Origin of the sequence: Cryobacterium roopkundense, from assembly GCF_014200405.1 — a bacterium.
In the GTDB taxonomy this organism is placed as follows: Bacteria; Actinomycetota; Actinomycetes; order Actinomycetales; family Microbacteriaceae; genus Cryobacterium; species Cryobacterium roopkundense.
The window spans coordinates 1,152,564-1,164,891 of the sequence record NZ_JACHBQ010000001.1 but is presented as its reverse complement, the minus strand read 5'-3'; the positions used below and the strand labels follow the sequence as shown (position 1 = coordinate 1,164,891).

Sequence of the window (12,328 nt, the reverse complement as noted above, 5' to 3'; positions counted from 1 at the left end):
TGCGGGTGTCAGACGGTGTGGCGCGACAAGATGGCGTTGTTGGCTAGGCCGGCGATTTCCCCGCCGTCCGCAAGGTATTCAGCGCCCGTGCAGAACGAAGCTTCATCGCTGGCAAGAAAGAGCACCAGATAGGACACCTCTCGTGGCTCGCCCATGCGGCGCATGGCGACATGGCTGGGGCTCTCACTGAGGCCCGCCGACAGCGGAGTCTTGATGACGCCAGGATGCACGGAGTTCACGCGGATACCGTGCTTCGCCAGGTCTAGGGCCATGGATTTCGTCAGTCCGCGGACCCCGAATTTGGAGGCGTTGTAAACGCTGAGCCCTTCGTAACCGACAAAGCCTGCCGTCGAGGACAGGTTGATAATGGACGCACGTCCCGATTTCTTCAGTTCGGACAGGGCGGCCATGACTCCGCGGAACGGGCCCGTGAGATTCACCGCGAGGGTTCGATCCCACAAGGCCATGGACGTCTCCGCGATGGGCGCGAACTCTGCGATGCCCGCGTTGTTCACGAGGATATCCAGGCCGCCGAAGCGCTGGACGGCCGTGTCGACAGCGTGGATCCAGTCGCCCGGTTTCGTCACGTCCAGATGAACGTAGACAACATTTTCTCCCAGTTCGACAGACAGCGCCTGCCCCTCAGCGTCAAGGATGTCGCCGATGACAATCCGCGCGCCTTCCTCGATGAAGAGGCGTGCATGCTCCGCGCCCATGCCCCGAGCTGCCCCTGGCGAGTGGCGCTTGATGGTAGCGGTAGTCCAGGCACCTGGTAGCGCAGTTCTGAAGAGCCGGTAGCGGCCCGGGTTTTGCGCCCGGGCCGCTTCGGTCACTCCCAGTAGGTCTCGTGGGCGCGGGCTTGGTCGTTGCGGTGCCGGCGCATGTCAATCTGGCCGAGGTTGATGATCCGGGCGTTGTTGGCGAGGCGGTTCACGATCGAGTCCGCGGCGACCCGGTCGGGCAGCTCGGCGACCCAGTGCTTTGGCCCGGTCTGCGAGGCGATCATCGTGGGTAGTCGGTGTTCCCTGTTCGCGAGGATCGCGAACAAGTCGCTGGCGGCGTCGCTGTCGATGCCGACTGTGAGGAAGTCGTCGATGATGAGCAGGTCGATGTTGGAGAGCTCGTTCAACAGCTTCTGATGGGCGATTCCGTCGCCGCGGGCGATGACAAGCCTTCGGGCGAGGTCGTCCATCCGGAAGTAGAGAACGGAGTGCTCACTCTGGCAGGCGCCGATGGCCAGCGCGCAGGCGAGGTAGGTCTTCCCGCCTCCGGTGGGCGAAATAATGAGGAGGTTCGTCGCATCGGAGCGCCAGTCATGGGCGGCATAGCGTCGCATTCTGACTGGGGTGATCCCGCGCCCGTCGCGGTAGTCGACCTCCGCGACCGTGGCCCCCGGGATCGGGAAAGCAGCTTGGCGGATGAGCTTGTCGACCTTGTTGATACGACGGGACTCCAACGCGTCGTCGACCGCGGTCAGGAACAGCTGCTCGGGGGTGAGGGTGTCGTTGCCTTCGTCTTGGATGAGTTCCTCCAGGCGCGTCGCGACGTGGGTCACGCGCAGGGCCCGGAACTTGTCGTAATCGATGCTGGTGAACATCACTTCCCCTCCTCGTCGCCTGCGTAGTGGGAGGCATCGCGGACGTAAACGTCCGAGATGGTGTCGCGGAACACGACCGTGTTGCTGCGTTTGCCTGTCGAGGCTGCCGGGGTCACCGGCCGGGGCTTCTTCGCGTCACTATCGATCGCCGCCATCAACCGTTTCAGCGTCGAATACGTCGGATGGGTGCCTCGGTTCACGAGTGCCTGGCAGGCCGCCTCCAGCCGTTCCCGGTTGTTCTTACCGAGCCCGTCGAGGATGTTCTGGCAGGCCAGGTAGCCCTGCGCCTCGATCACCTGGCTGTCGAGGATGTGCTCGATCACCGTGACGGTGGCCGGCCCAACGCTGCGCGCCCGGTCGATGAACCACCGCCTTGACCACAACCCGTCGATATCGCGGTGCTGCGGCGGGACGTGGTCCGGAAGAGTCGAGTACTGGCCTTTCCTCCCCGTCAGCCGAGGATGTTCGCAGATGCTCTCGTGCCCGTCGAAGACCGTCACCAGGGACGACGTCAGCCGAACCCGCAGCAGCTTGCCCGCCAACCCGAAGGGCACGGAATACCGTTGCGTGTCCGCGGTGACGTGGTAATTCCGGGCCACCTTCAGCTCCTTCCACTGCACATCCTCGAACCCGGCATCGGGCAAAGGGCCGAGCAACTCGCGCTCCTCCATGTCGAAGCGTTCCCACCTGGTCGTGTCGTCGGCGCGGCGGATGTCATGGTTGATCTCACGCACGCGCTCTTCGATCGCCGTATTCAACTCGCTCAGCGTCGTGAAGACGTCGTCCTCGAGGTAGCCGATGACTCGTTTGTTGACCACGTTCACCGCGTTCTCCGCAGCCGCCTTATCGCGGGGTTTCTTCACTCGGGCCGGGACAATCGCGGTCTGGTAGTGATCCGCGAGCTGCTGATACCTCGCGTTGACGACCCGCTCCGCATCGCCCTTATGTGTCTGGTGAGTGGAGGTCGTCGGGTTGTCCGGCACGACGATCTGCGTCACGCCGCCGAAGAATGCGAACGCTCGAACGTGCGCATCGAGCCACGCCGGGGACTTCATATCCGCGTAAGCTCGGCAGAACAGAAGCCCTGAAAACGGCAACACCGCGACGAACAAGATCGCTCGGACCACCTCGCCGGTGATCGTGTCAACGATGTCCATCGTGTCGCCGGCCCAGTCGACCAGCATCGCCCGACCCGGCTCATGGCGCAGCACCGCGACGAGATCGTGGGTGCGGAGGTAGCCGGTGAACAGGGCGCAGAACTGCGAGTACCCGTACTTTTTCCCGGCGTCCTTGGCGTCGACGTACCGACGCCACGCCAGCAGCAACGTGAAGTGCCGGTTCGCCTTCATTGATGCCAGAACCCGAGACAAGTCGGGCTGGTCATACTCCGCCGACACTTTCCGGCGCCCGTCGGGGAACCATTCCGTCAGCTCGGCGTCGCTGACCGCGACCGCCGAGGTGACACCTCGTTCCTGGACCTCTTGCCGGACCCGGGCGACGTCGCGATGCGAGCACCCAGCGATCTCTACGACTTCGCGGTAGCTCCGCCCCTCGAGCAACAACCCCAATATTTTCCGATAATCCGCCATGACCCGCCCTTAACAATGGAACGACAACGCCTTGCGCGTTGTCCTTCCACAGCCCAGCAGTTCATTAGCGCCAGCGCTACCGTGTTCCCGGAATCCTGCTACCGAGTCGCTGGACTACCGCTACCTACAAGCGCTACTCGCCACAAACCGGAGCAGTTGTGGTCGACACCGAATGTCTCGGAACCTCACGGGTTCCCATGTCTTTGCAGCAAACCAAGCGGTTCACTACCTCCGATCTTAGCCGGACAGTCCTGGTCGATCACGGTTGATTTAGGTAGGTAAATGGTGGGCAACCCGCCATAAGTCTGCGCGGTGGCGACGAATCACACCACCCGGCCGGACGTGACCCCGCACCACTGCAGCCGCCTCAGTGGCGAGGCCGATCTGGGTGCACGGTCGCGGCGTATGAAGGAGCACCCGTTGCAAAGTGAACCGCCCCGACGCTCCCCGTTTACGCGCCGGCAGCGGTCCACGGGACGACGCGCAGACGGAGGGCCGCGGCGAGGAGGATTCCAGAAAGACGTCAGCGGAGACGCTACCGGTCTGCAGGGAAGAAATTCCTGACGAGCAGGAACAGGCACCTATGCGGTCGCGAGCGCCGCGACGGGGGTGATGCGGGTCGCACGGCGTGAGGGCGCGATCGACGCCACCGCCGCGAGTCCCGCTGCCGCTGCCACGATCACGCCGATCAGGTCGAGCGGCACGATCGGCATTACGATTCCCGGCGACCCGGGAATCCCGCCGATCAGGGACTGCGCCCCGGCCCAGCCGTAGAACGTTCCGAGCACGAGCCCCACGGCGACCGCGGCAGCGCTGAGCTGGGCGCTTTCGATGAGGATCATGCGGCGAATCTGGAGCGCGGTGAAGCCGAGTGCGCGCAGCAGTCCGAGTTCCCGGGTGCGCTGCAGCACATTGAGCGAGAGGTTGTTGACCATTCCCACGGCCGCGATCAGGGCGCTGAATCCCATCAGCACCGAGAACACCGCCACCGTTACGGTCAATACCGGGCCTACGCTTTCGTAGACCCCCGGCATCGCCTCCTGTGCCGTCTCGATAATCCTCTGGTAACTCGCGGCTGTGACCGCGAAGGTCGTTATCAGGGTGACGCCGATGACCAAGCCGATCGTCGTGCGGGCGCTGCGCTCCGGGTACCGGACCGCGTTTTCGCGCGCCAGGCATGCCGTGGGGCTCGATCCGAACACCCGGCCGATCGCCCGAAGGGCGCGCGGCATCACAACGGATGCCCCCATCACGACCCCGGAGAACGACAGGATTCCCCCGACGAGGCCGATCAGAACAGCGAGCGGGCTCGTCTGCCCGATAAAGACGGCCACCCCGAGGATCACGTTGCCCACAAGAAAGTCCAGCAGCGCCACGCGGTTGCGCGTTCGTCGAGCGGTCTGCTCACCGATTGATTGTTCGCCGGCAGCACCGAGGGCATCCATCGGCGACACCGAGAGCACCCGGCGCGATCCCACCCAGGAAGCCGCCGTCGTGGTGAGGGCTACCGCCGCCGCGGGCAGCAGCATCGTTGCTGTCAGGTAGGTGTAGGTGCCGCCCGGAATCATGCCGCCGGCCACCCCGACCCAGACGACCACTATGGGGAACAGCACGCCGACAATCCCGCCCAGGAGCGCGCCGACGACTCCGACGGTGAGCCCTTCCCTGGCCACGGCACGCCGCTGCATCGCAGCGCTCGAGCCGATCAGCCGCAGCAGCGCGATCGTGCGCACCCGGCCCGCGATGATCGTGGCGAACGTGTTCGCCGTCACCAATGCGCCCACGTAGAGGGCAATCACGATGAACACGACCGCGATGAACGACAGGATAAACGTGAGAGTTTCGCTGTTCAGGTCGGCGTCGCTGATGACCTCGGTCAGCACGCCGGTGATCGAAATCAGGCTGACGCCGAAGGCGCTCGACAGCGCCGCGACGAGGATGCTCGGCGCGTGCTCCCGAAACGCGCGCAGAAGGAGCGTCATGACAGCGCCTCCATGCCGAGCATGATGCTGCTGATCTCTTCGGCGGAACTGCGGCCGCGGTCGTCGACCACCCGGCCGTCGTTCAGCAGCACGATGCGGTTGGCGTAGCTCGCGGCAACCGGGTCGTGTGTCACCATCGCAATGCTCTGGCCGTATTCGCGGCTCGCGGTCTGCAGCAGCGTGAGTACCTCCCGCGAGGTGCGGGAGTCCAGGTTGCCGGTCGGCTCGTCGGCGAACACGAGGTCGGGCCGGGTCGACAGGGCGCGGGCGATCGCCACGCGTTGCTGCTGCCCGCCGGAGAGCTCGTGGGGGCGGTGCCGCAGCCGATCGGTGAGGCCGAGGACCGCGATCAGGCGGTCGATCCATGCCTGTTCCTCAGCCGTCGGCGCACGGCCGTCGAGTTCGAAGGGCAACAGGATGTTGCCGCTGATGTCCAGTGTCGGCACGAGGTTGAACGACTGGAAGATGAAGCCCACCCGGCGGCGGCGCAGCACGGTCAGGCTCGAGTCATCGAGCCGGGAGATGTCGGTATCACCGAGCCAGACCGATCCGCTGGTCGGTGTGTCGAGGCCGGCCATGATGTGCATGAGGGTTGATTTTCCTGAACCGCTGGGCCCCATGATGGCCGTGAATTCGCCGCGACGGATGCCGACACTCACGTCGGTGAGCGCGTTTACCCGGGTATTCGTGGTTCCGTATGACTTGTGCAGGTGGGCAGCCCGGGCGACGAGGCCGAGATCGGTCGCTGTTGGTTTCATGTCTCAAGTCTGCCCAGCACCCGCTCGGGCCGAGTCGGGCGCTGGGATGGTTTCGTCTACACCGCAGGGATGACACGGTGGAACTATGCGATGAGCGAGTTCTCGTAGGCGTAGACGACCAGTTGCACCCGGTCGCGCAGGTCGAGCTTGGTCAGGGTGCGACTGATGTGGGTCTTCACGGTCGCCTCGCTGAGAAACTCAGCCGCCGCGATCTCGGCATTGCTGAGTCCCCGGGCAGCCAGGGCGAAGATCTCCTGTTCCCGGGGGGTGAGCCGGGTGTAGGCGGCAGGCGGCGCCGCGGGCATCCGCTTCGTACCGAAGCTCTCGAACAGTTCGATGATCTGGGCCGCCGCAATCACGGACGCCCCGGCGTGCACCGTGCGGACGGCCGCGAGCAAGAACTCCGGGTCGGCATCTTTGAGCACGAAACCGCTCGCTCCACCCCGAATCGCGCGCGCGGCGGCCTCATCGAGGTCGAAGGTGGTCAGCACGATGATGCGCGGGCCGCCGTCGGCCGCGATCGACGCGTCAACGATGCGGGTGGTGGCTTCAATTCCGTTCATGACAGGCATGCGAATGTCCATCAGCACCACGTCGGGCCGCGCTTCCGCGACCATGCGGATGCCGTCGGCTCCGTTTCCGGCCTCGCCCACGCACTCGAGATCGGGCTGGGACGAGATCAGCAGGCGCAGGCCGGCGCGAAAGAGGGCCTGGTCGTCAACGAGAGCGACGCGGATCGGGTCGGTCATACGGGAGTCGCTCCCCCGGTGACGACCGGCAGCGACACACGCACAACGAACCGATCGCCCCGCACTCCGGCGTCGAAGGTTCCTCCGGCGAGGATCGCGCGTTCGCGCATCCCATCCAGGCCGTGACCGGGCGGGCCAGTGAGAGACGTGCGGGGACTTCTGAGCCCGCTCGCGACGGCGAACTCAACGGCGGTGTCCGTCCAGGTGAAGCGGATGATGACCGACTCGCTGCTGTCGCCGTGACGCAGCACGTTCGTCAGCGATTCCTGCACGACGCGATAGATCGCGAGTTGTTGCCCGGAGCCGAGCCGGACAGGCTGACCCTCGTCCGCGCGTTCGATCGTGAGGCCGGCGGCGCGCAGCTGGTCAACGAGGCGATCGAGGTCTTCCATCGTCGGCTGCGGGCCGGCTGTGTCTTTCGAGCGCAACTGGCGCAGCAGCACGCGCACGTCGCCGAGGGCCTCTCTGGCCGTCGTCGCGATGGTGCGGAAGGCCTCATCCGCTGCCTCGGGATTGGCTGCGCGGGCATACCGGCCGCCGTCGGCCTGAGCGATCACGACGGCGAGGGAATGCGCCACGACGTCGTGCATGTCACGGGCGATGCGCGTGCGTTCCTGCTCTACGGCAACTTCGCGCAGAGCCGCCGCCTGCTCGGCCTCCGCCGCCAGTAGTGCCGCCGAGCCCGCGCGTGCCTTACCCCAGGTCGAGGCGAGCAGGCCCAACGCCCAGCTCAACCCGAAGAGCGCGAGGGCGCTCGTGAAACCGATCACACCGGGAGCGCCGGGCTGAAAAGCCTCGCCAGTGCGCACCTGCAACACCAAGCCCGCGAGGTTGTCCAGACCGCCCGATTGCAGAATGAGCACGTAGACGGTCGCGACGGCCGCCCCCACTGGTACCGATGCCAGGCCGAGCCAGCAGACGAGGCGGGGGCCATAGGCCCCGGTGGCGTAGAGAACCGGGAGGATGGCCACATTCGCCACATCGGGAGGCGACCCTGAAGCGAGTTGAACCGCCACCGTGCACCAGGCCACGCTGAGGGCGACAGCGGGGCTGAGCCGGCGCACCAGGAGGGCGACGGCCATGCCCACGGCCACCCAGAACACTACGTACGTGTCGTATCCCAGCACGCTGCGCGCGAGGAGAAGGACCACCGCGATCGCGGCATCCACCGTGAGTTGTCGGCGTGAGAGGATGCGGATCATGGTTCAACCGTAGGCGCTGAACTTCTCACAGTCATTGTGCCGGCGACGCGGCCTTCTCGTCGGGGTCATTGGGCGTCCAGCCGTACCATCCGCCGTCGGTCTTGATGACGGCCCAGTTTCCGCACGCGAAGACGTGATCCACGTACACGTCTGTGGGCGACCAGTCGTCGGAGTAGGTGGGCGCGGATTGCCGTTCGGTTTCGACGCACTGTGCGGGATCGAGGTCGTCATCCGTCGTCGTCGCCAGAATCGCGGGGCCGCCTGTCGACGCCTCCCGTATCTTGATCTGGGTCGAGTCGGCGGGCAGCCAGTCCGCGGTCTGGTTCCAGTCCCGCGCGAGGTCTTGGGTGGAAGCGAATTCATGGGCCTTCTCAGGCTGAATTTTGTCAATGACGCTGGAGCACCCGGTGAGGGTGAGGCCGGTAACAGCGGCGGCGGCGAAGAGAGGGAGGAGCTTCAGTGTGTTCATGTTTCCAGCCTGACGCGTCAGCACTAAGGGGTCGTCCCTCCGAAGTCGCCGGCTCCTACCTCTCAAGGATGACTCTGCCATCTCGGCACTTCGGTATCTCGGTACTTCCTCGGATGCTCCGTCAGGGCTCGATTTCTGGACTCACTACATGGAAACAATGTCACACACCACCGAATCTTCGTCGTCCGCACCGAACGTGGCCCTGATCACCGGTACCTCCTCCGGTATCGGCCTGGCGGTCTCGATCGCCGCGGCCCGAGCCGGGTGGAGTACCGTCGCCACGCTGCGGGATCCCGAATCGGCAGAGCACCTCGGCGCTGCGGCGGCCGCGGCCGGCGTCGAACTCGACATTCAGGTACTCGACATCACCAGGCCAGAGACCATCACTGCGGTCCTCGACCATATCGCCTCCGCATCCGACAGCAGACCTCGGCGGCAGCCCGGGCATTCGTGGGCGCGAAGCTCGCGGACCTCGATGGAGCCAGGATCACGGGCTGACGTCGTCCTGGGTCGGCGCCTGATACTGGTCATCTGACCGGATCAAACGTCCAGTTCAAATGACCTCATTGTGTGAGATAATACCGAGATGACCGTAATGTCGAGATCCCGCGATCGCGCCTCCGCAGGAAAGCGCACGGAACTCATCGACGCGGCCCTGCGCGTGCTGGCCCGCGAAGGAGTGTCGGCGGCCACCACTCGTAAGATCGCCGAGGAGGCCGGCCTCCCGCTCGGCACCGTGCACTACTGGTTCGCGGGGAAGGACGACCTCATGGAGGCCGTCGTGGCATCCGTTCTCGACAAGTTCAGCGAGGCCATGGATCGGGCGGCCGTCAGCGCCCCCGCCACCCTGCTGGAGTCGTTCCGAGGTGCGTGGAAGGTGGTCGAAGCCGATGATCCAGGGGCGCAACTGGCCCTCTACGAGCTCACCAGTCTGTCGCTGCGAACGCCGGCAATGCGCGACTTGGCGCGCCGGCAGTACACCCTGTATCGCCAAACCGCGAAACGCACGACGGATGCGTGGCTTGAGGCGGCGCAGGTCGACCTGCCGGGCGGGCCGGAGGCCGTGGCCCAGCTCTGTGCCGTGGTCTTCGATGGCCTTGATATCGCTTGGCTGGCCGACCCCGACGGATGCAACCCGGACGATGTTTTCGTTCTGCTCTCACACCTGCTCTCTGCGGGTTCAACGCCACGAGCTGGTTCAACGCCACGCACGGCCTCGGCCTGACCGACCATGACCGAATCAGCGATGCCCCGGATAGAGCTGCTGGCAACGATTGCATCGCTGGCCGAGCGACCATCGCGACGCATCCTCGTGATCGGCGAGCCGGGTGTCGGCAAGTCCACCCTCGTCGCCGACGCCGCGCGACAGTTCACTGATACGGGCGTCGTCGTGTTGCGGGCGAGCCCGGCATTCGCCGAACGGTACACCGCGTACAGCATGTTGTGGGACCTCCTCGCGCGTCTCGACCTGTCATCACTGCCGAGCCTTCCCTCGGAGTATCGCTACTTCCTCCAGATCGCGCTCGGGCAGCAGCCCGCATCGACCGACCTGCCGTCGCTGGCCGCGGCGATCGCACTGGAGAGCATCCTGGAAGAGTGCTCAGCCTCCACTCCCGTGGTGATCGTCATCGACGACCTGCAATGGGCCGACGCGGAATCACTGGCCGCCGTGGAGCGCGCCACCCGGAGGCTCGACCGGCATCCGGTCTATCTCCTTGCCGCCAGCCGGGACTCCCCCGACACGGCTGGCGGGACCGTGGGGCTGGCGTTCGATCGCCGCGATCTATTTCCACTCGGCGGCCTGTCTGTCAACGAGCTGGAGTCCGTGACGCGGCCGCACTGGCCATCCACGATGACACGAGCCCAGGTCGTCGCACTTCACGAGCACACAGGCGGGAATCCGCTGTGGGCGCTCGAAGTCATCGCCGGCGGACACCTCGGCGAACTCGGTGCGCGCCCGGTCGGTACGCTCGCGGCTCCGCCCTCTCTCGCCGTGGCAATTGCCCGACGATTGCAGAATCTGAGCGAGCCCGCCGCCGACGTGGTGTCGATCGTCGCCCTGCTCGGGCACCCTCGATTCGAACTGCTGGCTTCGGTTTTGCGCTTCGCCGAGATTGATGCGGCGGCCGTGGACGAAGCCGAGGCCGCTGGTTTTCTCGTCATCACCACGAAGACGGCACGGGCCGGACATCCCCTGCAGGCCTCGGCTGCGGCCGCACGCCTGACCCCCGCACGTCGCCGCGAGTTGCACGCGTTCATCGCGCACGCCGTGCCCGATGTGGTGGTGCAAGCCCAGCATCTTCAGCTGTCGGAGCCCACCGGGCCCCGCGAACACATCGCCGTGTGCCTCACCGCCGCATCCGTCGTGATGCGCCAACGTGGCGCGCGCCTTCGATCAGCGCACTTCGCGGCCCAAGCTGTGGACCGGACCGATCCGCGCTCGGAGCACTACCCGGATCGCCTGCTCAGCCAGGCCCAACAGCTGTTTTCTGCCGGCGACATGGCTGCCAGCCTGCGAGCGTTGGACAGGGTGTCGGCGACGCTGCTCGACGTGCACCAGTACGATGCTTTCATCGCGCTGTCGAGCAGCGCGCTCGCGTGGAACCACGGTCAGGATGCCGTCGCCCGCTTCCTGGAAAGTCACGTCGGGACTGTGTCGACTGATGCGGTGCGTACGGCCATCGTGCAGGCGAACGCAGTGGCCGACGATCTCATGACGGTGAGCGTACGCGCCGCGGCAGCTGCTGCCGCGTTAGCCGTGCTCGAGACGGCGGATGCTCCGAACGCGACCCATCGTGCCATCAAGGGAATGATTCGGGCCCAGCTCGACGGTGGCGGCGGTCTCAATCATCAGCTTGTCGACGACAGCACCCGACGCCAAGGGATTCAGCTGGTGGTGGGCCTCGACGACACGGGCCTCGCGACGCGAGGATTCCACGCTCACCTCATCGACGATGTCGCCGCGTCGCGACGAGACCTCGCGGAACTCGTCGAGTGGGCACGGAGTGAAGGTAAAGACGGGGTCGAAGGCCTCTTCCTGGCTCATGCAGCCCTCGTCGAGGTCATTGGCGCGGATGTCGCTGCCACCCGACGACTGATGACGGAGTCAGGTCACGACATCCGCTCTGCGGATTTGCCCGCTTCGGCGCTTCCGATCCTTGGCCTGGAGATGCTCGCCCGCGGGGATCACACCGGGGTCGCCGAGCTCATTGCCCGCGGGGAATCGTCTGACCTCGGAACCGGTCTGTTTCGAGACGTGATCGCTCCCGCCCTGCGGGGCTTCTCGGCGTTCGCCACCGAAGACTGGCCCGGTGCCGTCGCCCACCTGCGTCGGGCCGCTGACTGCGCCGACCGCCTGGAACTTGTTGAGCTGGGCAGCCGGTTTCGCGTTGACCTGCCGCTCATTGAAGCGTTGATCATGAACGGTGAGAATGCTGATGCGGGCATACACCTCGCATCCGTTCGGGCGTTTCTCGCGACCCGCTCGCGGCCGATCTCGCGCATCGGATTGCACCGGGTGACGTCGATGTATCTGGCGGCCTCGGGCGACCTGACCGGCGCCGTAGCCGAAGCTGAACGCGCCGTAGACCTCGCGGTGGCGGCCGGGCGCCTGGCCGATGAGGCGCTCAGTCGGCTTCAGCGAGCCCTGGTTCTCACTCGACTGCGCCGGGTCACGCTCGGCAGGAACGAACTGAGCACCGCGATGGAGCGGGCCAGGCAGAGCGATCACGCCGATGTCTGCGCACGGGTCAGCGCGCGGGTGAGCGCGACCCGAGGCGGGTCAGGGCTAAGTCGTTCACCGTCTCGGCTGACCGCATCAGAGAACCGGGTGCTGGCGGCAGTGCTGAGCGGCAAGACAAATCGAGAGATTGCCGCGGAGCTGTTTGTGAGCGTGCGCACGGTGGAATCGCATGTCTCGGCCGTTCTGCGCAAAACGGGCGTGGCCTCGCGTTCCAAGCTCCGGAAGCCGCCGCAATAGGGG

At 65.8% G+C, this 12,328-nt stretch carries 11 protein-coding genes; 3 read left to right on the top strand and 8 right to left on the bottom strand.

All coding sequences use genetic code 11. The features are described 5' to 3' along the window. Positions 1–8: 8 nt before the first annotated feature. The 8 genes from BJ997_RS05470 to BJ997_RS05435 all read right to left on the bottom strand — a co-directional run bounded on the left by BJ997_RS05470 (position 9) and on the right by BJ997_RS05435 (position 8,346). On the bottom strand, positions 9–749 hold the full coding sequence (locus BJ997_RS05470; RefSeq protein WP_338080938.1) for an SDR family oxidoreductase: 741 nt from the start codon (positions 747–749) through the stop codon (positions 9–11). An 80-nt stretch (positions 750–829) separates the two neighbouring features. Further along, positions 830–1,597, bottom strand: a complete 768-nt coding sequence (locus BJ997_RS05465) for an ATP-binding protein (protein WP_035840905.1) — start codon at positions 1,595–1,597, stop codon at positions 830–832. Next, positions 1,597–3,186, bottom strand: a complete 1,590-nt coding sequence (gene istA, locus BJ997_RS05460) for an IS21 family transposase (protein ID WP_244962573.1) — start codon at positions 3,184–3,186, stop codon at positions 1,597–1,599. Before istA ends, BJ997_RS05465 begins: the two co-directional genes overlap by 1 nt. A gap of 581 nt (positions 3,187–3,767) precedes the next feature. Next, a complete protein-coding gene (locus BJ997_RS05455) occupies positions 3,768–5,168 on the bottom strand; it encodes an ABC transporter permease (RefSeq protein WP_035839622.1) in 1,401 nt (466 codons plus the stop codon). Further along, on the bottom strand, positions 5,165–5,926 hold the full coding sequence (locus BJ997_RS05450; RefSeq protein WP_035839625.1) for an ABC transporter ATP-binding protein: 762 nt from the start codon (positions 5,924–5,926) through the stop codon (positions 5,165–5,167). Before BJ997_RS05450 ends, BJ997_RS05455 begins: the two co-directional genes overlap by 4 nt. 83 nt (positions 5,927–6,009) lie before the next feature. After that, complete coding sequence (locus BJ997_RS05445; RefSeq protein WP_035839629.1) at positions 6,010–6,675, bottom strand: response regulator; 666 nt, start codon at positions 6,673–6,675, stop codon at positions 6,010–6,012. Beyond that, on the bottom strand, positions 6,672–7,877 hold the full coding sequence (locus BJ997_RS05440; protein WP_035839632.1) for a sensor histidine kinase: 1,206 nt from the start codon (positions 7,875–7,877) through the stop codon (positions 6,672–6,674). The genes BJ997_RS05445 and BJ997_RS05440 overlap by 4 nt, the downstream gene beginning before the upstream one ends. 31 nt (positions 7,878–7,908) lie before the next feature. Beyond that, on the bottom strand, positions 7,909–8,346 hold the full coding sequence (locus tag BJ997_RS05435; protein ID WP_035839635.1) for a hypothetical protein: 438 nt from the start codon (positions 8,344–8,346) through the stop codon (positions 7,909–7,911). Positions 8,347–8,494: 148 nt separating this feature from the next. On the opposite strand from BJ997_RS05435, the gene BJ997_RS05430 reads away from it, so the two are divergent. The 3 genes from BJ997_RS05430 to BJ997_RS05420 are packed head-to-tail and all read left to right on the top strand — an operon-like array spanning position 8,495 to position 12,325. After that, positions 8,495–8,881: an SDR family NAD(P)-dependent oxidoreductase gene (locus BJ997_RS05430; RefSeq protein ID WP_244962572.1), complete on the top strand. Its 387-nt coding sequence runs from the start codon at positions 8,495–8,497 to the stop codon at positions 8,879–8,881. A gap of 51 nt (positions 8,882–8,932) precedes the next feature. Further along, positions 8,933–9,571, top strand: coding sequence for a TetR/AcrR family transcriptional regulator (locus tag BJ997_RS05425; protein WP_052542654.1), 639 nt, complete (start codon positions 8,933–8,935; stop codon positions 9,569–9,571). 6 nt (positions 9,572–9,577) lie between these two features. Further along, a complete protein-coding gene (locus BJ997_RS05420; protein WP_084141698.1) occupies positions 9,578–12,325 on the top strand; it encodes a helix-turn-helix transcriptional regulator in 2,748 nt (915 codons plus the stop codon). Positions 12,326–12,328 lie beyond the last annotated feature (3 nt).

Excerpts from the sequence above, each read along its gene's own strand:
- BJ997_RS05465 (WP_035840905.1), bottom strand. The coding sequence starts at position 1,597 with ATGTTCACCAGCATCGATTACGACAAGTTCCGGGCCCTGCGCGTGACC.
- istA (WP_244962573.1), bottom strand. The coding sequence starts at position 3,186 with ATGGCGGATTATCGGAAAATATTGGGGTTGTTGCTCGAGGGGCGGAGC.
- BJ997_RS05455 (WP_035839622.1), bottom strand. The coding sequence starts at position 5,168 with ATGACGCTCCTTCTGCGCGCGTTTCGGGAGCACGCGCCGAGCATCCTC.
- BJ997_RS05450 (WP_035839625.1), bottom strand. The coding sequence starts at position 5,926 with ATGAAACCAACAGCGACCGATCTCGGCCTCGTCGCCCGGGCTGCCCAC.
- BJ997_RS05445 (WP_035839629.1), bottom strand. The coding sequence starts at position 6,675 with ATGACCGACCCGATCCGCGTCGCTCTCGTTGACGACCAGGCCCTCTTT.
- BJ997_RS05440 (WP_035839632.1), bottom strand. The coding sequence starts at position 7,877 with ATGATCCGCATCCTCTCACGCCGACAACTCACGGTGGATGCCGCGATC.
- BJ997_RS05435 (WP_035839635.1), bottom strand. The coding sequence starts at position 8,346 with ATGAACACACTGAAGCTCCTCCCTCTCTTCGCCGCCGCCGCTGTTACC.
- BJ997_RS05430 (WP_244962572.1), top strand. The coding sequence starts at position 8,495 with ATGGAAACAATGTCACACACCACCGAATCTTCGTCGTCCGCACCGAAC.
- BJ997_RS05425 (WP_052542654.1), top strand. The coding sequence starts at position 8,933 with ATGACCGTAATGTCGAGATCCCGCGATCGCGCCTCCGCAGGAAAGCGC.
- BJ997_RS05420 (WP_084141698.1), top strand. The coding sequence starts at position 9,578 with ATGACCGAATCAGCGATGCCCCGGATAGAGCTGCTGGCAACGATTGCA.